The sequence below is a fragment of the Agromyces mediolanus genome (genome assembly GCF_014648575.1).
Classification (GTDB): Bacteria; Actinomycetota; Actinomycetes; order Actinomycetales; family Microbacteriaceae; genus Agromyces; species Agromyces mediolanus.
Genome location: NZ_BMRJ01000002.1, coordinates 158,315 through 176,202 on the forward strand (window position 1 = coordinate 158,315; position 17,888 = coordinate 176,202).

Sequence of the window (17,888 nt, forward strand, 5' to 3'; positions counted from 1 at the left end):
GGGGGAGACGATGACGCAGACCCTGTACACCGGCCGGTTCCGCACGCTGGCGGACGAGGCATCCGCCCCGGCGACGGGGCTGCTCGTCGGCGACGACGGTCGCATCGTCGCCCTCGGCGAGGCGGACGCGCTCGCCGCGGCGCACCCCGCCGCCGCGCGGTCGGCGCTCGACGGCTGGGCGATGCCCGGGCTCATCGAGCCGCACGGGCACCCGGGCACCGCGGCGGTGCTCTGCTCCGAGCTCGTCGTGGACCTCCGTCCCGTCGTCGTGCCCGACGCCGAGGGCGTGCTCGCGGCGCTGCGGCGCGCGGTCGCCGCGGGCGGACCGGTGTTCGCGAACGGCTGGGACGGCCTGCTGCAGCGCGGGCTGCCCGCACCCGACCGCGCCTGGCTCGACGAGCTGGCCGGCGAGGTGCCGATCGTCATCGTGCACAACTCGGGCCACTCCGCGTACTTCAACACCGCGGGCGCCGCGCTCGCCGGCCTCGACCGGCACACCCCGGACCCCGTCGGCGCGAGCTTCGGCCGCGACGCCCGCGGCGAGCTCGACGGCGTCGCCCTCGAGGCCGGCGCGGTCGAGCGCGTGATGGCGCCGCTGCTTGAGCGCGGGCGCGCGGACTTCCCGCGACTGTTCGCCGCGCACCTCGCCGAACTGTCCGGGCTCGGCTACACGACCGTCGCCGACCTCTCCTGGGACCCGGCGCTGAACCCCGTCGTCGACGCGCTGCGCGGTTCCGGGCGGCTGCCGCTGCGGCTGCGCTGGTACGAGATGTCGCGCCCCGGCGGCGCGCCGGGCCGTGCGCCGTCGCGGGATGCCTCGCTCGACCCCGTGTTCCGCCAGGTCGGCGTGAAGACGTGGAGCGACGGCTCGCCCTGGGTCGGCAACATCGCCACGAGCTTCCCGTACCTCGACACCGAGGCGACCCGCTCGATCGGCCTCGAGCCCGGGCACCGCGGCCGGGCGAACTACTCGAGCGAGGAGCTGCTCGCGATCGCCGAGCCCTACGCCGCCGCGGGCTGGCAGCTGGCCTGCCACGCGCACGGCGACCTCGCGATCGCCTCGACGCTCGACGTGTACGAGCAGCTCATCGCCCGGCACGGGCTCGTAGACCACCGGTTCCGGCTCGAGCACGTCGGCGCCGCATCGCCCGAGCTCTACGCGCGGGCGGCGTCGCTCGGGGTGACGGTGAGCGTGTTCGTGGATCACGTGCGGTACTGGGGCGAGGTGCTCGTCGACGGGCTCTTCGGTCCCGAGCACGGCGGCGTCTGGGCCGACGCCGGGGCGGCGTTCGCGGCGGGGCACCGGGCGACGTTCCACAACGACGGCTGGGTGACGCCGAACGAGCCGTTCCGGAACATGGCGGTGGCCGAGACGCGGCTGACGCGGAACGGGCGGCGGATGCCTGGCGGCGCCCCCGTCTCGCGGGCCGACGCCCTGCGGGCGCACACGGCCAACGCGGCGTGGCAGCTGTTCGGCGAGCGGGAGATCGGCGTGCTCGAACCCGGGCGCTTCGCGGACTTCGTCGTCGTCGACCGCGATCCGCTGACTGTGCCGGCCGAGGCGCTCGCGGAGACCGCGGTGCGCGGCACGTACCTCGCGGGGGAGCAGGTCTCCGGGGCGTAGCCCAGCCCGGCGGGACCGCCGGGCGGATGCCGCCCCCTCTTGCGGCGCGGGGCCGCAGCAGTATCATGGTGCCACGCGATGCGTAATCGATTGCGCAACTTTTGCTGACGCATCCGTCCTTGCATCCCCCCTGCCTCGCCAGACGAAGGAGTACCCGTGAGACAGCACCGCACCCGGACCGCCGTCGCGCTCGCCGCCATCGGCGGCCTCGCGACCGCCCTGACCGCCTGCTCGGCGCCCCCGGCCGAGAGCGGCGGCGACGCCGCCGCGACCACCGACTTCCTCGCCTGCATGGTCTCCGACTTCGGCGGCTTCGACGACCGCGGCTTCAACCAGGCCGTGCTCGCCGCGCTCGACACCGCCGAGGAGAAGTACGGCGTCGAGACGCTGCGCCTCGAGTCCACGACGGAGAACGACTACGCGCCGAACCTCGCCCAGTCCGTCGACCAGGGCTGCGACTTCACGGTCACGGTCGGCTTCTCGCTCGCCGAGGCGACGAAGGCCGCGGCCGAGCAGAACCCCGACTCGCGCTTCGCGATCATCGACGACTCCTCGATCGACCTGCCGAACGTCAAGCCGGTCGTCTTCGACACGGCGCAGGCCTCGTTCCTCGCCGGCTACCTCGCGGCGGGCTACTCGAAGACGGGCACGGTCGCGGCCTTCGGCGGGCAGCCGTTCCCGCCGGTGCTGCTGTTCATGGACGGCTTCTCCGACGGCGTCGACCGCTACAACGCCGACGCCGGCACCCAGGTGAAGCTGCTCGGCTGGGACAAGGCGGCCCAGGACGGCACCTTCGCCGGCACCTTCACCGATATCGCCGCGGGCAAGACGCTCACCCAGACGTTCATCGACCAGGGCGCCGACGTGATCATGCCCGTCGCCGGCTCGCTCTACCTCGGCAGCGGCGAGGCCGCGCACGAGGCGCCGGGCGACGTCGTGCTCGTCGGCGTCGACAACGACGTGGTCGAGCTCTCGCCCGACCTCGCCGACGTCATGCTGACCTCGGTCATGAAGCAGATGGCCGACGCGGTCGTCGAGCTCATCGGGCAGGCCGTCGAGGACGAGTTCGACAACAGCCCGTTCATCGGCGAGCTCGCCAACGACGGCGTCGCGATCGCGCCGTTCCACGAGTACGAGGACTCGGTGAGCCCCGAGCTCGCGGCCGCCGTCGACGCGATCCGGCAGCAGATCATCTCGGGCGAGATCGTGGTCGAGTCGGTCAACTCGCCGTAGCGGGCGGCGTAACCGGATCATCCGGAACGACGGATGCCGCGGGGCTCGAGGCGCCCCGCGGCATCCGTGCGCCGGCGGGAGTGCGGCGCGACCGTTCCTTCGGGTCGGTGCGATCAGCGCGTGGTCGAGCCGCCGACGAGCAGGGTCGGCGCGACCCGGCTGCTGCGCACCGGAGCCGTCGAGCCGGCGACGCGCGACAGCAGGAAGCCGATGGCGTCGGCCGCGACCGCCTCGATCGGCTGCACCACGGTCGTGAGCGTCGGCGCCAGCACCTGCGAGAGCTCGGTGCCGTCGAAGCCGGTCACGAGCAGATCGCGCGGCACCTCGACGCCGTGTTCGCGGAGCCGGCCGATGAGGCCGAGCGCGATGAGGTCGGAGGCGGCGATGACGGCGTCGGGCAGCTCGCCGCGGGCGACGAGCGCGTCGGCGGCCGCGGCGCCGGTGGCGAGGCTGAAGTCGCCCCGGAACGGCTCGCCGACGGCGACGGCCTCGCGGTCGACGGTGCGGTCGAAGGCGTTCCAGCGCTCGACGCCGCTGGAGGTGACGTCGTCGGCGCCGACGTAGACGAGCGAGCGGGCGCCGCGCTCGTGCACGTGCTCGAGGGCGAGGGCGAGACCGATCTCGTTGTCGACGCCCACATAGTCGGCGAGCGAGACGCCCGCCGAGCGGTCGATCTGCACGAGCGGGATCTCGGCCCCCACGGCGCGCAGCGCACCGGCCGAGCGCTGCCGGTGCGACGGCACGATCACGATCCCGTCGACCTTGCGGTCGCCGAAGACGGTGAGGCGGCGCGACTCCTCGGCGAGCTCGCCGTGCGAGTCGGCGAGCAGCAGCTCGAAGCCGGCGCGGTGCAGCTCGTGCTCGACCGCGTCGACGAGCTGGGCGAAATACGGGTTGCCGATGACCGGGACGATCATGCCGACGATGCGGGTGGATCCCTCGCGCAGCGCCCGCGCGATCGGGTCGACCCGGTAGCCGAGCTCGGCGGCGACGGCGCGGACCTTGGCGACGGTGTCGGCGGCGACGCGGTTCTTGCCCGAGAGCGCCCGCGACGCGGTCGCGACGGACACGCCGGCGGCGTCGGCGACCTCCTGCAGGGTCACGGCGTGCGGCATCGACTGCTCCGGTCTTGCGCACCCGGGCGGGCGCATCGTTCCCACTGTACGGGGTTTCCGGGGCCCGGCGGGGGAGGGGCTTGACAAAATCGATGCCGCAGAGTGCAATCGATTACGCAAAGCTTGTGCAGTCTGGCACGGATGCCGCCACGGCATCCCGCGCCCTGCGCCTGAGACCACCGGAGCGGCCATGACCACCCCCATCATCCTCGATTGCGACCCCGGCCACGACGACGTGTTCGCCATCTGGCTCGCCGCAGGCGACCCCGCGATCGAGCTCCGGGCGATCACCACCGTCGGCGGCAACGGCCGCCTCGAGCACACCACGCTCAACGCCCGCATCGCCTGCACCGTCGCCGGCATCGAGGGCGTGCCGATCGCGGCCGGCGCCGCCGGTCCGCTCGCGGGCGAGCTGCACCCGGCCGACTGGATCCACGGCGACAACGCCCTCGGCGGGCCCGTGCTGCCCGAGCCGACCGTGCCGCTCGACGAGCGCGACGCGATCACGTTCATGCGCGACGTCATCGAGGCCTCGGCCGAGCCCATCACGATCGTCGCGACCGGCCCGCTCACGAACGTCGCCGTGCTGCTGCGCGACCACGCCGAGCTCGCCCCGCGGATCGCCCGCATCGTCTGGATGGGCGGCTCGACGACCCGCGGCAACGTCACCCCGTACGCCGAGTTCAACGCCTGGACCGACCCCGAGGCGATCAAGATCGCGCTCGACAGCGGCGTCGACTTCACCATGGTCGGCCTGAACATCTCGCACCAGGCGCTCATCACCCGCGAGGTGCGCGACCGGCTCTCGGCGATCGGCACGCCGCTCTCGGCGTTCGGCGTCGAGCTGCTCGAGTTCTTCTGCTCGACCTACGAGCGCGCCGAGCGGATGCCCGACGGGCCCCTGCACGACCCGATCACCGTCGCCCTGCTCGCCGACCCCGCGGTCGCGACGACGGTGCGCACCCGCATCGACGTCGAGCTCGACGGCACCGAGACCCGCGGCGCGACGAGCACGGACCTCATCGACATCCTCGGCCGCGAGCACAACGCGACCGTCGCGCTCGACCTCGACGTCGACCGCTTCTGGGGGCTCATCGAGCGCTCGCTCCGCGCGCTCGGGTAGGGCGGGGCTGCGCCGTCTTCCCGGCCCGCCCTCCCGGCCCGACCTCCTCCCGGCCGTCTCCCGGCCGACGAGGTCGCGCATTCTGCTCGTCGATCGCTTCCGGGTGGGCCGTTCGCGCGACTTCGCATCGTGGAGTCGCGCGAACGGCGCCGGGAAGAGCCGCGAGCGAGCCGTTCGTGCGACGTCGCGAGCCCGGCCCGGGCGGCTACGCCGACTCGCGGAGCACGAGGCGGGTCGGCAGGATCGTCTGCTTCGGCACCGTCTCGTCGCCCTCGATCAGGCGGATGAGCAGCTCGGCCATCAGCCGCCCCTGCTCGGCCGAGGGCTGGGCGACCGTGGTCAGCGGCACCCCGGTGCGCAGCGCGGCCGGGCTGTCGTCGAAGCCGACGATCGCGATGTCCTCCGGCACGCGGAGCCCGCGCTCGGCGAGCACGGCGAGGGCGCCCGTCGCCATCAGGTCGCTCGCGACGAACAGGGCGTCGACGCCGAGCGGGCGGCCGTCGCGGCCGTCGCCGACCCGGTCGAGCAGGCGCCGGGTCGCGGCGGCCGCGCCCTCGGCGGTGAAGTCGCCGGTCTCGACGAGGTCGTCGGGGAGCCCGGCGGCGCCGACTGCGCGGCGGAAGCCCTCGAGCCGGTCGATGCCGGCCGGCATGTCGAGCGGGCCGGAGATCGTGCCGATCCGGCGCCGGCCGATCGCGATCAGGTGCTCGGTGCCGCTCACCGCGGCCTCGACGTTGTCGACGTCGACGACGTAGGCGTCGATCCCCGCCGAGGGGCGGCCGCCGTAGACCAGCGGGACGGTCGCGTGCTCGAACAGCTCGTCACCCGCGTGGTGCGAGATGACGATCGCCCCGTCGACGACGCCGGACTCGAGGTAGCCGCGCGTCTTGCGCTGCGGATCCGCCGAGGCCACGAGCAGGTTCAGCACGTACTCGCTGTCGTCGATGCGGTCCATGATGCCCTGCACGACCGAGGCGAAGTACGGGTCGCCGAAGAAGACGGTGACGTCCTCGGGCACGATCAGGGCGATCGCGCTCGAGGAGCGGCGGGCGAGCGAGCGGGCCGCCCGGTTCGGCACGTAGCGGAGCTCGGCGACGGCGGCGTTCACCGCGCTGACGACCTCGGGGCTGACCTTGGGCGAGCCGTTCACGACGCGGCTGACGGTCGCGCGGGAGACGCCGGCGCGACGCGCGACCATCTCGAGGGTGGGCGCTCCGCCCGAGGCATCCTTCGCCATGCGGCAAGTCTAGGTCGCGCGTGCCGCGCGTTTCAGATCCCTCGTCGCCCGACGTTCATGAACGTCGGGCAACCCGAGAGGGGGCGGGGTCAGAGGGCGCGGTCGCGGATGACGCGCTGGTACGCCCGCCCGCTCTGCTTCACCGTGCGCTCCTGCGTGTCGTAGTCAACGCGCACGATGCCGAAGCGCTTCTCGTAGCCCCACGCCCACTCGAAGTTGTCGAGCAGCGACCAGTAGAAGTAGCCGTGCACGGGCGTGCCCTCGTCGATCGCGTCGAGGATCGCGCCGAGGTGCAGCTCCAGGAACTCGGCGCGCTCGGCGTCGGGCACCGCGCCGTCGGCCTGCACGACGTCGTCGTACGCGGCGCCGTTCTCGGTGACGTACAGGCGGATGCCTCGCTCGCCCGTGTACTCGCGGTGCACGCGGGTGAGCAGCTCGGTGAGACCCGCCGGCTGCACCTCCCACTCCATCGCGGTGAGCGGCAGGCCCTGCGGGTGCCAGAAGACGCCGTCGCCGTTCGGGAACGGCGAGCGGGTCTCGCGGGCGGTGGGCGCCTGGGCGAGCAGCGGATGCTCCGCCGGCCGGTCGCTCAGGAGCTCGCCGTGGTAGTAGTTCACGCCGAGGGTGTCGATCGGGGCGCTGATGGTCCGGAGGTCGCCGTCCTGCACGGCCTCCTCGAGCACGTGCCCGAGCTCGATCTCGGCGAGGTCGGCGAGGAAGTCCTCGGGGTACGCGCCGCGGAGGATCGGGTCGAGGAACACCCGGTTGAAGCCCGCGTCGATGCGGCGGGCCGCGTCGAGGTCGCCGGGGCGCTCGGGGTCGGCGGGCTTCGCCACGGTCAGGTTCAGCGTGATGCCGAGGTCGAGGGAGGCATCCCGCTCCCGGAGCGCCTCGATCGCGAGCCCGTGCCCGAGCATGAGGTGGTGCGCCGCCCGCAGGCCGTCCTCCTTCGAGAAGCGGCCCGGGGCGTGGGCGCCGGCCGTGTAGCTCAGGAAGGAGGAGCACCACGGCTCGTTCAGCGTCGTCCACACCTCGACGCGGTCGCCGAGCGCGTCGTGCACGCTGAGGGCGTAGTCGCGGAAGCGGGCGGCGGTGTCGCGGTTCGTCCAGCCGCCCTGCTCCTCGAGCGACTGCGGCAGGTCCCAGTGGTAGAGGGTCAGCCACGGCTTGATGCCGGCGCCGAGCAGCTCGTCGACGAGTCGCGAGTAGAAGTCGATGCCCTCGGGGTTCACCGGCCCGCCGTCGGGGCGCACGCGCGACCACGAGGTCGAGAAGCGGTAGGTCTGCAGGCCGAGCTCGCGCATGAGTGCGACGTCCGCGGGCATGCGGTGGTAGTGGTCGCAGGCCACGTCGCCGGTGTCGCCGTTGATCACCGCGCCGGGCACGCGGCAGAAGGCGTCCCAGATCGACGCCGTGCGCCCGCCCTCGAAGGCCGCGCCCTCGATCTGGAACGCCGCCGTCGCGGCGCCGAAGAGGAAGGAATCGGGGAATGCGCGCCGCGGCTCGCCCGGGCGGGAGGCATCCGTCGCATCGGTCATGGGCGTTCCTCCGGGAGGTCGGTGTCGTCGTCGTGCGGGCCCGTGTTCCCCGCGCTGCTGCGCATCGGGCCTCGGCGCTGCGACTCTAGGCGGGTGGCTCCACGCTGTCAAGAGAGCGCTCTCACGCTTCGATTCCCAGGGAGCCGTCGAGGGGCGGACGTACACTCGGAGGGTGTCTGAGAGCTCCACCCGCCCAGTCGTCAGCGAGGCGGTGCACCGCCGCCGCATGATCGTCGCGCTCGTCGCGACGGCCGTGCTCGTCGGGGTCGCCGCGTTCGTCGTCGGCGCCGCGTCCGGTGGTTCGGCCGGCGCATCGCCGACCGGGTCGAAGGGCAGCGCCGGCGCCGCCGAGACCGCGAGTCCGCGTCCGGCCCCCGAAGCGGCCCCGCCGGCGCAGGCCGTCCCCACCTTCGACATGACCGCGCACTCGATCGACGACCCGGACAGCATCTGGGTGGTCGTCGACAAGCTCCGGCCGCTCGACCCGCAGGACTACGAGCCCGACGACCTCGTCGACGTCCCCGTCGCGCACACCTGGGCGCCGCTCATGCGGCAGGAGGCCTCCGACGCCGTCGTCGCCATGTTCGACGCCGCGGCGAACGAGGCCGGGCTCTCGCTCGCCTCGAACAGCGCCTACCGCTCGTACTCCACGCAGGAGGAGGTCTACGACGGCGACGACACCCTCACCGCACGCCCCGGCTACAGCGAGCACCAGACCGGGCTCGTGATGGACATCGGCGCGGAGTCGGGCGACTGCTCGCTCGCCGCGTGCTTCGGTGACACCGACGAGGGCATCTGGCTGCGCGACAACGCGTATCGCTTCGGCTTCATCCTGCGCTATCCGGCCGACAAGACCGACGTGACCGGCTACGAGTACGAGCCGTGGCACTTCCGCTACGTCGGCGTCGACCTCTCGACCGAGATGCACGCGCGCGGCATCACGACGCTCGAGGAGTTCTTCGGCCTGCCGGCCGCGCCCGACTACGCGGAGTAGCCGGCCGCCGAGCGCCGGACCGCTCCTAGCCGCGCGCTTCCCCCAGCCGCCAGTACCCCGAAAAGGTGATGCGGTCCTTCGAGACGCCGCGGGCGACGAGGTACCGACGGAGCTCCTGCACCGCCAGGCGCTCCCCGCACACCCACGCGTAGTCGATCGCGGCCGGGAGCTCGGCCTCGCGCACCGAGCGGTACAGCCTCGAACCGGGCGGCTCGCCCTCGCGCTCGACCCAGGTGACGGCGCCCGGAAGATCCTGCTTCTCGGCGGCATCCGAGATCTCGATGAAGACGTGCGTCTCGCCCGCATCCGTCGTCTCGAGGATGCGGGCGATCGCCGGGAGCGACGACTCGTCGCCGACGAGCACACGTGTGCGCATCTCGGGCGGCGGGGCGTACAGGGCCGAGCACTCACGCACGCCGAGCGACGACCCCGCCCGAGCCCGCCGGGCGAATCGCGTGCCGGGCCCTTCGTCGCCGTGGACGACGAAGTCGATGTCGATCTCGCGTTCCTCCGGCCGGTGATCGCGCAGGGTGTACCAGCGCAGCTCCGGCCGTTCCTCCTCGGGGATCGCCGCGACCGCGGCACGGATGTTCTCGGCCCCGTCGTTCGCCGGCAGCACGAGCGTGGCGCGCTCGTCACGGGGCAGCAGCAGTCCCAGGTACTCGTCTGGCCCGGCCGGCGCGTAGTCGGCGAACTCCGCGGCGGTGAGCGTGAGCCGGCGGAAGTGCGGCGAGAGATCCCGCACGGCGACGACCCGGGCGGCGAAGACGCGGGCCCCGGTGCGCCGGGGCCGTTGCGGTGGGCGGACACGAACGGTGTGCTCAGCCACGCCGAGCCCCCTCTCTCCAGAGCAGCCACAGGAAGAATGCGCCGCCGACGGTGATGGTGATGACGCCGACCGGGATCGGGGCCGGGAAGAGGTGCTGCGCGATCAGGTCGCTCGAGAGCAGGAGCAGCGCGCCCACGAGCCCCGAGGCGAGGAAGCTGCTCGCGCCGGCCAGGCGGCGGGCGAGGTGCGGGGCGATCAGGGCGACGAAGGAGATCGGACCGGCGGTCGCGACCGCGACGGCGACGAGGAGGGTGGCGGCGGCGAGGAGGATCCATCGTGCGCGCACGGTCCGCACGCCCAGCGCCGTCGAGACGCTGTCGCCGAGAGCCATCATCCGCGCATCCGGGGCCGCCGCGATCAGCAGCGGGAGGATCAGGAGCAGGGCGAGCAGGGCCGGGACGAGATCGCTCCATCCCCGGCCCTGCAGCGAGCCGACGAGCCACGTCTGCGCCGTGGTCGCACTCGCGACGAAGACCTGCGTGAGCACGTAGTCGACCACGGCCATCGCGATCGCCGACAGCGCGACGCCGGTGAGGATGAGCTGCACGCCGTGGAGCCCCGTGCGGGCGGTGAGCAGCAGGATCACGCCCGCGATGACGACGGCGCCGACCACCGCGCCGATGGCCGCCTGCGGCAGCGAGCCGCCGAGCACGAGCATGACCACGACGGCCCCGACCGAGGCGCCGCTGCTGATGCCGATGACGTCGGGGCTCGCGAGCGGGTTCCGGGTGAGGCTCTGGAACACGGCTCCGGCGACGCCGAGGCTCGCCCCGACGACGATCGCGACGAGGCTCCGCGGAAGCCGGCGCCCGAGCACGAAGAACTCGTCGAGGCGCTCCGGCGGGCGTCCGAGCAGCGTCTCGACGAGTGCCGCCGGGGTGACGAGGTACTCGCCGATCATGAGCGCGGCGACGAGCAGCACCAGCAGCGCGCCGGCGAGGATGCCGCAGACGCCCGCCGTGCGATGGCTGAACCGCAGCGACCAGCGCGTGCCGCGCAGCACGCGGTCGTCGGCGGTCAGTGCGTCGCTGCGCAGGCTCACGACAGCCCGGCCGTCCGCTTGCCGACGACGAACGCGATGAGGAGCGGGCCGCCGATCAGGGCCGTGACGATGCCGGCCTGCACCTCGCCGCCACCGCCGATGACGCGACCGAGCGTGTCGGCCAGAAGCAGCATCGCCGGGGCCGCGAGCAGCGACAGCGGGAGCACCTTCCGAAGATCGGGCCCGACGAGACGGCGCAGCAGGTGTGGGATGACGAGGCCGACGAAGGCGATGGGGCCCGCGATCGCGGTCGCCGTGCCGCACAGGAGGGTGACCGCGACGAGCACGAGCGCGCGCACGACGCCCGGTTTCACGCCCAATGCGACCGCGCTGTCGTCGCCCAGCGCCATCAGGTTCAGCGCGGGCCCGAGCAGCAGCGCGAGGATCACGCCCACCACGATGAACGCGACGAGCGGGAGCGCCTCGTCCACGGGCCGAGCCGTGAGCGAGCCGACGCGCCAGAACCGGAACGCGTCCAGCACGGTCTCGTTGGTCAGGACGATCGCCTGCGACGCCCCAGCGAGGACGGCGGAGAACGCGACGCCCGCGAGGATCAGCCGGACGGGGGAGCCGGCCGCGAAGCGGGTGCCGGAGAGCCAGAAGATCACCGCGGACGCGAGCGCGGCCCCGGCGAGTGCGAGCCAGATCGCGCCGCCGACGCCGAGGGGGCCGAGCACGCTCAGGCCCGCGACGACGCCGAACGAGGCGCCGGCGCTGACGCCGAGCATTCCGGGGTCCGCGATCGGGTTGCGCGTGAGCGCCTGCATCAGCACACCTGCGGCGCCCAGCGCGACGCCGCAGATCACGGCGTTGACCGTGCGGGTGACGCGCAGCTCGCCGACGATGTTCACCACGTTCCGGTCGCCCGTGCCGAACAGCGAGAGCACGACCTCGTCGAGGGGGACGAAGCGGGCTCCGACGGCGAGGCTCCCCGCCAGCGCGATCGCGAGCACCACGCAGACCAGGACCGCTCCGGGCCAGGCTGCGAATCGGGAGGCCGCGCCCGGAGCGCGACGACGCTCGACGGGAAGGGATGCGGACTTCATGTTTGGTTAGCCTAACCAAATATTGCTAGGGTCGGGACACGTGAACAGGCCCAGTCGAATCCGTCTCCGTCCGCTCCTCGCCGCTGCTGCCGGCATGGCTGCCATCGCCCTGACCGTCACCGGATGCACGAGCGGGACCGCCGCCGAGGAGCCCGCCCCGGCCGCCGAGGGCACGAGCTACACGGTCGAGCACGCGATGGGCGAGACCGAGTTCGAGGCTGTTCCCGAGCGCATCGTCGTGCTCGACTCCCCGCAGCTGGACGCGCTGCTCGCCCTGGGCGTCACGCCCGTGGGTGCGCCGGAGATCGGGGCCGGCCGCGGCTTCCCGGCCTACCTCGCCGATGAGCTCGACGGGACCGAGCCGGTCGGATTCATCGCCGAGCCCGACGTCGACGCGATCGCGAACCTCGCGCCCGACCTGATCCTCGGATCGAAGGTGCGCCATGAGGCGCTCTACGAGGAGCTGTCGGCCATCGCCCCCACCGTGTTCTCCGAGGACACCGGCACCAACTGGACCGAGCAGGCCGTGCTGACCGCCGCCGCCGTGAACCAGGGCGAGCGGATGGACGAGCTCATCGCCGGCGTCGAGGACCGCGCCGCCGAGGTCGGGAAGGCGGTCCGGGCCGAGGGCACCACGGCCTCGATCGTGCGCTTCCGCGCCGACAACTTCCGCCTGTACGGCCCCGGCACCTTCTCGGGCTCGCTGCTCACCGACCTGGGCTTCGACCTCGGGGCCGATCGCGACTGGAACGAGTACTCGATGATGGAGCTCAGCCCCGAGCTCTACGAGCAGATCGACGGCGACGTGGTCTTCTATATGAGCCCCGGCGGCGACCCGACCGCCACCACCCAGGCGCGGATCACGGGGCTGTGGGGCGCCCAGCCCGGCCCCGCCGGGGATGCGGCGTTCGAGGTGGAGGACGACACCTGGATGGTGGGCATCGGCGTGATCGGCGCGAACCTGGTGATCGACCAGGTCGAGGACCTGCTCGGCTGACCCGGCTCGCCCCGCTCGCCCCCCCGAACGGCACGCTCCATGACCACGCGGCATCCGGCGCTCGAAGCCAGAGAGCTCGTCGTCGCCTACGACGGCAAGGTCGTCGTCGACGGCGTCGATCTCGAACTCCCCGAGGGGTCGTTCACGGTGATCCTCGGGCCGAACGCCTCGGGCAAGTCGACCGTGCTGCGCACGCTCGCCCGGGTGCTCGCGCCCGCATCCGGCGAGGTGCTGTTCGACGGTCGCGCGCTCGGCGAGTACGGTTCCAAGGAGCTCGCCCGTCGGATGGGCCTGCTGCCGCAGGACGCGATCGCGCCAGAGGGGATGCTGGTCGCCGACCTCGTCTCGCGCGGCAGATACCCGCACCACTCGGCGCTGCAGCGCTGGACCACCGGCGACGACGAGGCCACCCGCGAGGCCCTCGCGGCGACGAACACCGCCGAGCTGGCGGAGCGCCCCGTCGACCAACTGTCCGGCGGACAGCGGCAACGGGTCTGGGTGGCGCTGCTGCTCGCCCAGCAGACGCCGGTGATGCTGCTCGACGAGCCGACCACCTTCCTCGACATCGCCCACCAGTACGAGCTGCTCGACCTGCTGCGACGCCTCAACCAGCAGGGCAAGACCGTGGTCGCCGTGCTGCACGACCTGAATCAGGCGGCCCGCTACGCGGACCACCTCGTGCTCATGAAGGCGGGACGCATCGTCGCCACGGGCGCGCCGGCCGAGCTGATCACCGCGGATCGCGTCGGCGAGGTGTTCGGCATCGACGCGGTCGTCACGCCGGACCCGGTGACCGGGACGCCGATGGTCGTGCGCCGCTGAGCGGCCGCCCGCGTCCGGCAGGGCTCGTCGATCGGGCGGGGATGGCGGGTGACCGCGCTCTCACGAGCCTCCCAGGTTTCGGGAAGAATCCTCACAAAAACGCGTGATGGGGTGTCCAGGTTCCGTTTCCCCCAACCCGGACTCCTGATTCAGTGCCTGACATTTCCCCCGACACCCCTGCCCGCCGCCGCTCCAACTTCATCCCGGCCCGCCCCCGCACGCCGGAACTCGCGAGCGACCCCGACGCCACGCGCGACTCCGCCCCGGCCTCCCGCCGCCCGAAGCACCGCGCCGCCCCGAGCGGCAACCGCCGCCCGGGCGCCCGAGGCATCCGCCGGGTCGCCGCCCTCTCCGGAGCGAGCGCGATCCTCGGCGTGACCGCCTTCGGCGCCGTCTCCGCCGCGGGCGCCGACGGCGCCCCCGCCCCCGCCTCGCTCGCCGCCGAAGCCGCGCCGCTCGTCGCGAGCGGCGACGAGCTCACGGTGACCCCCGGCGGCTCGACCGTCTCGCAGGTCGAGCAGGCGCCCGTCGTCACGAGCGGACTCTCGGTGGCGGCGGCGCCCTTCACCGGCGGCACCCAGATCACCGTGCAGGGCGAGGCGCTCGACGAGGTCGCCGCCGTGCAGGTGGGCGGCGCCCCCGCGACGATCGTCTCCGCCGAGGAGGGGCAGCTCACCTTCGCCGTGCCCGCCGTCGCGGAGACGTCCCTCGGCTCGGTCGCGGTCACGATGACCGAGGCCGACGGCACCGCGGTCGCCGCGGAGACGCCCGCCTCGCCCGCGACCGCCTCCTTCACGGCGGCGCACCCGCTCGTCGCCGCGGCGTCGCCGGTCGCCGTGCCGAGCGAGCTCAGCCTCACGTACACGAGCGACCCGCGGATCGACGCCCAGCTCGGTTACGTGCTCGCGTACTGGAGCGACTACAACACCGACGCGTACACCGTGATCTCGGGCAACGACTGCGCCAACTTCACGAGCCAGTCGCTCATCGCCCGGGGCTGGACGATGGACGGCGCCTGGTACTACGACGCCGCGACCGGTGCGATGTCCGCGACGTGGGCGAGCTCGACGGCCATGCGCGACTGGCTGCTCGGCCGGCCCGACCTCGCGACCCCGCTCGACGACTCGCAGCGCGCGCAGGTCAAGGTCGGCGACATCGCCCAGTTCGACTGGGACGCCTCGGGCGACCGCGACCACACGGCGATCGTCACCCGCGTCGAGCACAGTGACGCCGGCACCCGCATCTGGGTCGGCGGGCACACCAAGGACGCCGACTACTGGGACGTCGACGAGGCGATCGCCGGCGGCGGCACCGTCAACTACTTCTCCGTGAAGTAGCCGGCTACCCGCCGAGGGCCTCGCCGACGATGCGCTGCGCCTCCGCCTGCACGAGCCGCAGGTGCTCGGGCCCGCGGAACGACTCGGCGTACACCTTGTACACGTCCTCGGTACCGCTCGGCCGGGCCGCGAACCACGCGTCCTCGGTCACGACCTTGACCCCGCCGATCGCGGCATCGTTGCCCGGCGCCCGCGACAGCTTCGCGGTGATCGGCTCGCCCGCGAGCTCGCTCGCCGCGATCGCATCGCCGTCGAGCCGCCCGAGGGCGGCCTTCTGCTCGGGAGTGGCGGCGGCATCCGTGCGCTCGTACGCGGGATCGCCGAAGCGCTCGACCAGGCCGCGGTAGAGCTCGGACGGCGACTTCCCGGTGACCGCGCGGATCTCCGCGGCGAGCAGGCACAGCAGGATGCCGTCCTTGTCGGTCGTCCAGACCGAGCCGTCGAAGCGGAGGAAGGACGCCCCGGCGCTCTCCTCGCCGCCGAAGCCCACCGAGCCGTCGATGAGGCCGGGCACGAACCACTTGAAGCCGACCGGCACCTCCCAGAGCCGCCGGCCGAGCGACGCCGCGACCCGGTCGATCATGGAGCTCGAGACGAGGGTCTTGCCGATCGCGGCATCCGCCCGCCACTCCGGCCGGTGCGCGAAGAGGTACTCGATCGCGACCGCGAGGTAGTGGTTCGGGTTCATCAGCCCGCCGTCGGGGGTGACGATGCCGTGCCGGTCGGCGTCGGCGTCGTTGCCGGTCAGCAGGTCGAAGTCGCCGGCCTTCGCGACGACCGAGGCCATCGCGTTCGGGCTCGACGGGTCCATGCGGATCTTGCCGTCCCAGTCGAGCGTCATGAACGACCAGGCGGGGTCGACGAGCTCGTTCACGACGGTGAGGTCGAGCCCGTAGCGGTCGCGGATGGCCGCCCAGTAGTTGACCGAGGCACCGCCGAGCGGGTCGGCGCCGATGCGGATGCCGGACTCGCGGATGGCGTCGAAGTCGATGATGCTCGCGAGATCCTCGACGTAGGCGCTGCGGAAGTCGTACGTCTCCACCGCGCTCGGCTCGGCCTGGTTCACCTCGGCGAGGCCGCCCTCGATGAGCTCGTTCGCGCGGTTCGCGATCCAGCTCGTGGCGTCGCTGTCGGCGGGGCCGCCGTGCGGCGGGTTGTACTTGAAGCCGCCGTCCTGCGGCGGGTTGTGCGAGGGGGTGATGACGATGCCGTCGGCCTCGCCCTCGGCGCGCCGGGCGGGGTCGGCGTTCCACGCGATGATCGCGCGGGAGAGGGCCGGCGTCGGCACGTAGTCGTCGAACTCGTCGACGAGCACGCGCACCCGATTGCCGACGAGCACGTCGAGCGCGGTGGTCTGCGCGGGGGCCGAGAGGGCGTGCGTGTCGGAGCCGATGAACAGGGGCCCGGTGACGCCCTGCGCCGTGCGGTACTCCACGATCGCCTGCGTGATCGCGAGGATGTGCGTCTCGTTGAAGCTCGACGTCAGACTCGATCCGCGATGCCCGGAGGTGCCGAACGCGACGCGCTGCGCCGGCACCGACACGTCGGGCGTCAGCTCGTAGTAGGCCCGGACCAGGGCGTCGACATCGATCAGATCGGCCTCGAGGGCCGGCGTTCCCGCTCGCTCGTGCATGTCGCCCAGTCTCCCACCCCGGTTCGCCGTGCGCAGGGGCTTGCGATCAGACGAGGGCGTGCAGGGCCGTCGCCACGCTGAAGATCGCGAGGCCCGCGAGCGCGCCGACGACGGTGCCGTTGATCCGGATGAACTGCAGGTCCCGGCCGACCTGCAGTTCGAGCTTCTCGGTCGTCTCCCGGGCGTCCCAGCGCTCCACGGTCTCGGTGATGACGCCCGCGATGTCCGAGCGGTAGTTGCGCACCACGTAGGCCGCGGCATCCGTCAGCCAGCCGTCGACCTTCGCCTGCAGCGCCTCGTCGGCGGCGAGGCGGGCGCCGAGCTCAACGAGGGCCCGGCGGAGGCCTCGACGCAGCTCGCTCTCGGGATCCGCGAGCGCCGCCGTCAGCGAGCCCTTCACCGCCGCCCACGCCTCGCCCGCGAACTCGCGCACCCGCGGGCTGTCGAACAGCTCCGTCTTCAGCCGCTCGACCTTGCCGATCGTCGCCGGGTCGTGCTGCAGGCTGTCAGCGAGGTCGCCGAGGTAGCGGTCGATCGCGAGTCGCAGCGGGTGCGCGTCGTCGGCGCGTACGGCCCGCACGAAGGCGAGCACCTCGCGGTAGGCGCGGTCGTCGACGAAGCGGTCGACGAGCTTCGGCACCCAGCGCGGCAGCCGGTCGCTGACCATGCTCCCGAACGCCTCCGGGTGCGCGTCGAGCCATCCCTCCGCCCGGGCGAGCAGCGCGTCGATCGCCGGGCGCTGCTGGTCCGCGGCCACGAGCCGGGCCCCGACCCGGCCGATCGCGGGCGCCCACTCGGGCTCCAGCAGGTGGCGCCTCGCGAGCTGCTCGAGCAGCTGCTCCACGTCGTCGTCGCCGAGCAGTTCGAGCAGCGCGTTCGCGGCGACGGATGCCTCGGCGGCCAGCCGCTCGGCGTGCGCCGGTTCGCGCAGCCACTCGCCGGCGCGGCGGGCGGGCTCGACCGAGCGGAGCTTGCCGAGCACGACCTCGTCCGAGAGGAACTCGTGCTCGACGAAGGCGCCGAGGCTCGCGCCGATCTCGTCCTTGCGGGTCGGGATGATCGCCGTGTGCGGGATCGGCAGCCCGAGCGGACGGCGGAACAGCGCCGTCACCGCGAACCAGTCGGCGATCGCGCCGACCATCGCGCCCTCGGCCGCGGCGCGCACGTAGCCGAGCCAGGGCAGGCGGTCCTGCAGGGCGAAGGACACGGCGAAGACGACCGCGGCGATGACGAGGAGCGCCGTCGCGATCGTCTTCATCCGGCGGAGCGCGGCGCGGCGCTCCGCGTCGCTCGGAACGACCCGTTGCATGCCTCGCAG

At 73.1% G+C, this 17,888-nt stretch carries 15 protein-coding genes; 7 read left to right on the forward strand and 8 right to left on the reverse strand.

Going from position 1 to position 17,888, the window contains the following annotated elements:
- Window positions 1–10 precede the first annotated feature (10 nt).
- Both IEY71_RS10545 and IEY71_RS10550 read left to right on the forward strand, forming a co-directional pair.
- The gene (locus tag IEY71_RS10545) at window positions 11–1,624 is read left to right on the forward strand and encodes an amidohydrolase (RefSeq protein ID WP_189085304.1); all 1,614 of its coding nucleotides are present in this window, start codon (window positions 11–13) and stop codon (window positions 1,622–1,624) included.
- A 156-nt stretch (window positions 1,625–1,780) separates the two neighbouring features.
- Complete coding sequence (locus tag IEY71_RS10550) at window positions 1,781–2,857, forward strand: BMP family lipoprotein (protein ID WP_189085305.1); 1,077 nt, start codon at window positions 1,781–1,783, stop codon at window positions 2,855–2,857.
- A 113-nt stretch (window positions 2,858–2,970) separates the two neighbouring features.
- On the opposite strand, the gene IEY71_RS10555 is transcribed toward IEY71_RS10550, so the two are convergent.
- Window positions 2,971–3,972: a LacI family DNA-binding transcriptional regulator gene (locus IEY71_RS10555; protein ID WP_189085306.1), complete on the reverse strand. Its 1,002-nt coding sequence runs from the start codon at window positions 3,970–3,972 to the stop codon at window positions 2,971–2,973.
- A gap of 190 nt (window positions 3,973–4,162) precedes the next feature.
- On the opposite strand from IEY71_RS10555, the gene IEY71_RS10560 reads away from it, so the two are divergent.
- Window positions 4,163–5,095: a nucleoside hydrolase gene (locus IEY71_RS10560; protein WP_189085307.1), complete on the forward strand. Its 933-nt coding sequence runs from the start codon at window positions 4,163–4,165 to the stop codon at window positions 5,093–5,095.
- A 205-nt stretch (window positions 5,096–5,300) separates the two neighbouring features.
- Here the strand turns inward: IEY71_RS10560 and IEY71_RS10565 are convergent, their stop codons facing one another.
- A complete protein-coding gene (locus IEY71_RS10565; RefSeq protein ID WP_189085308.1) occupies window positions 5,301–6,332 on the reverse strand; it encodes a LacI family DNA-binding transcriptional regulator in 1,032 nt (343 codons plus the stop codon).
- A gap of 89 nt (window positions 6,333–6,421) precedes the next feature.
- Window positions 6,422–7,870, reverse strand: a complete 1,449-nt coding sequence (locus tag IEY71_RS10570; RefSeq protein WP_189085309.1) for a GH1 family beta-glucosidase — start codon at window positions 7,868–7,870, stop codon at window positions 6,422–6,424.
- 172 nt (window positions 7,871–8,042) lie between these two features.
- On the opposite strand from IEY71_RS10570, the gene IEY71_RS10575 reads away from it, so the two are divergent.
- Window positions 8,043–8,864: a M15 family metallopeptidase gene (locus tag IEY71_RS10575; RefSeq protein ID WP_229781671.1), complete on the forward strand. Its 822-nt coding sequence runs from the start codon at window positions 8,043–8,045 to the stop codon at window positions 8,862–8,864.
- Window positions 8,865–8,889: 25 nt separating this feature from the next.
- Here IEY71_RS10575 and IEY71_RS10580 read toward each other — a convergent pair whose 3' ends face one another.
- The 3 genes from IEY71_RS10580 to IEY71_RS10590 are packed head-to-tail and all read right to left on the reverse strand — an operon-like array spanning window position 8,890 to window position 11,781.
- Window positions 8,890–9,693, reverse strand: coding sequence for a siderophore-interacting protein (locus tag IEY71_RS10580; protein WP_189085310.1), 804 nt, complete (start codon window positions 9,691–9,693; stop codon window positions 8,890–8,892).
- Window positions 9,686–10,735, reverse strand: coding sequence for a FecCD family ABC transporter permease (locus IEY71_RS10585; RefSeq protein WP_189085311.1), 1,050 nt, complete (start codon window positions 10,733–10,735; stop codon window positions 9,686–9,688). Before IEY71_RS10585 ends, IEY71_RS10580 begins: the two co-directional genes overlap by 8 nt.
- Complete coding sequence (locus IEY71_RS10590; RefSeq protein WP_229781672.1) at window positions 10,732–11,781, reverse strand: FecCD family ABC transporter permease; 1,050 nt, start codon at window positions 11,779–11,781, stop codon at window positions 10,732–10,734. Before IEY71_RS10590 ends, IEY71_RS10585 begins: the two co-directional genes overlap by 4 nt.
- Before the next feature lie 94 nt (window positions 11,782–11,875).
- On the opposite strand from IEY71_RS10590, the gene IEY71_RS10595 reads away from it, so the two are divergent.
- From IEY71_RS10595 to IEY71_RS10605, 3 genes are all read left to right on the forward strand, one after another.
- Entirely contained in the window at window positions 11,876–12,778 is a 903-nt protein-coding gene (locus IEY71_RS10595) for an ABC transporter substrate-binding protein (RefSeq protein ID WP_189085312.1), read from the forward strand.
- Window positions 12,779–12,817: 39 nt separating this feature from the next.
- Window positions 12,818–13,600 carry an ABC transporter ATP-binding protein gene (locus tag IEY71_RS10600; protein WP_189085313.1) on the forward strand — a complete coding sequence of 261 codons (783 nt, stop codon included), beginning with the start codon at window positions 12,818–12,820 and terminating at the stop codon, window positions 13,598–13,600.
- A gap of 152 nt (window positions 13,601–13,752) precedes the next feature.
- Window positions 13,753–14,937, forward strand: a complete 1,185-nt coding sequence (locus IEY71_RS10605) for an amidase domain-containing protein (RefSeq protein WP_189085314.1) — start codon at window positions 13,753–13,755, stop codon at window positions 14,935–14,937.
- 4 nt (window positions 14,938–14,941) lie between these two features.
- On the opposite strand, the gene pgm is transcribed toward IEY71_RS10605, so the two are convergent.
- Both pgm and IEY71_RS10615 read right to left on the reverse strand, forming a co-directional pair.
- The gene (pgm, locus tag IEY71_RS10610; RefSeq protein WP_189085315.1) at window positions 14,942–16,570 is read right to left on the reverse strand and encodes a phosphoglucomutase (alpha-D-glucose-1,6-bisphosphate-dependent); all 1,629 of its coding nucleotides are present in this window, start codon (window positions 16,568–16,570) and stop codon (window positions 14,942–14,944) included.
- Window positions 16,571–16,616: 46 nt separating this feature from the next.
- Window positions 16,617–17,879: a DUF445 domain-containing protein gene (locus IEY71_RS10615; RefSeq protein ID WP_189085316.1), complete on the reverse strand. Its 1,263-nt coding sequence runs from the start codon at window positions 17,877–17,879 to the stop codon at window positions 16,617–16,619.
- Window positions 17,880–17,888: the final 9 nt, after the last annotated feature.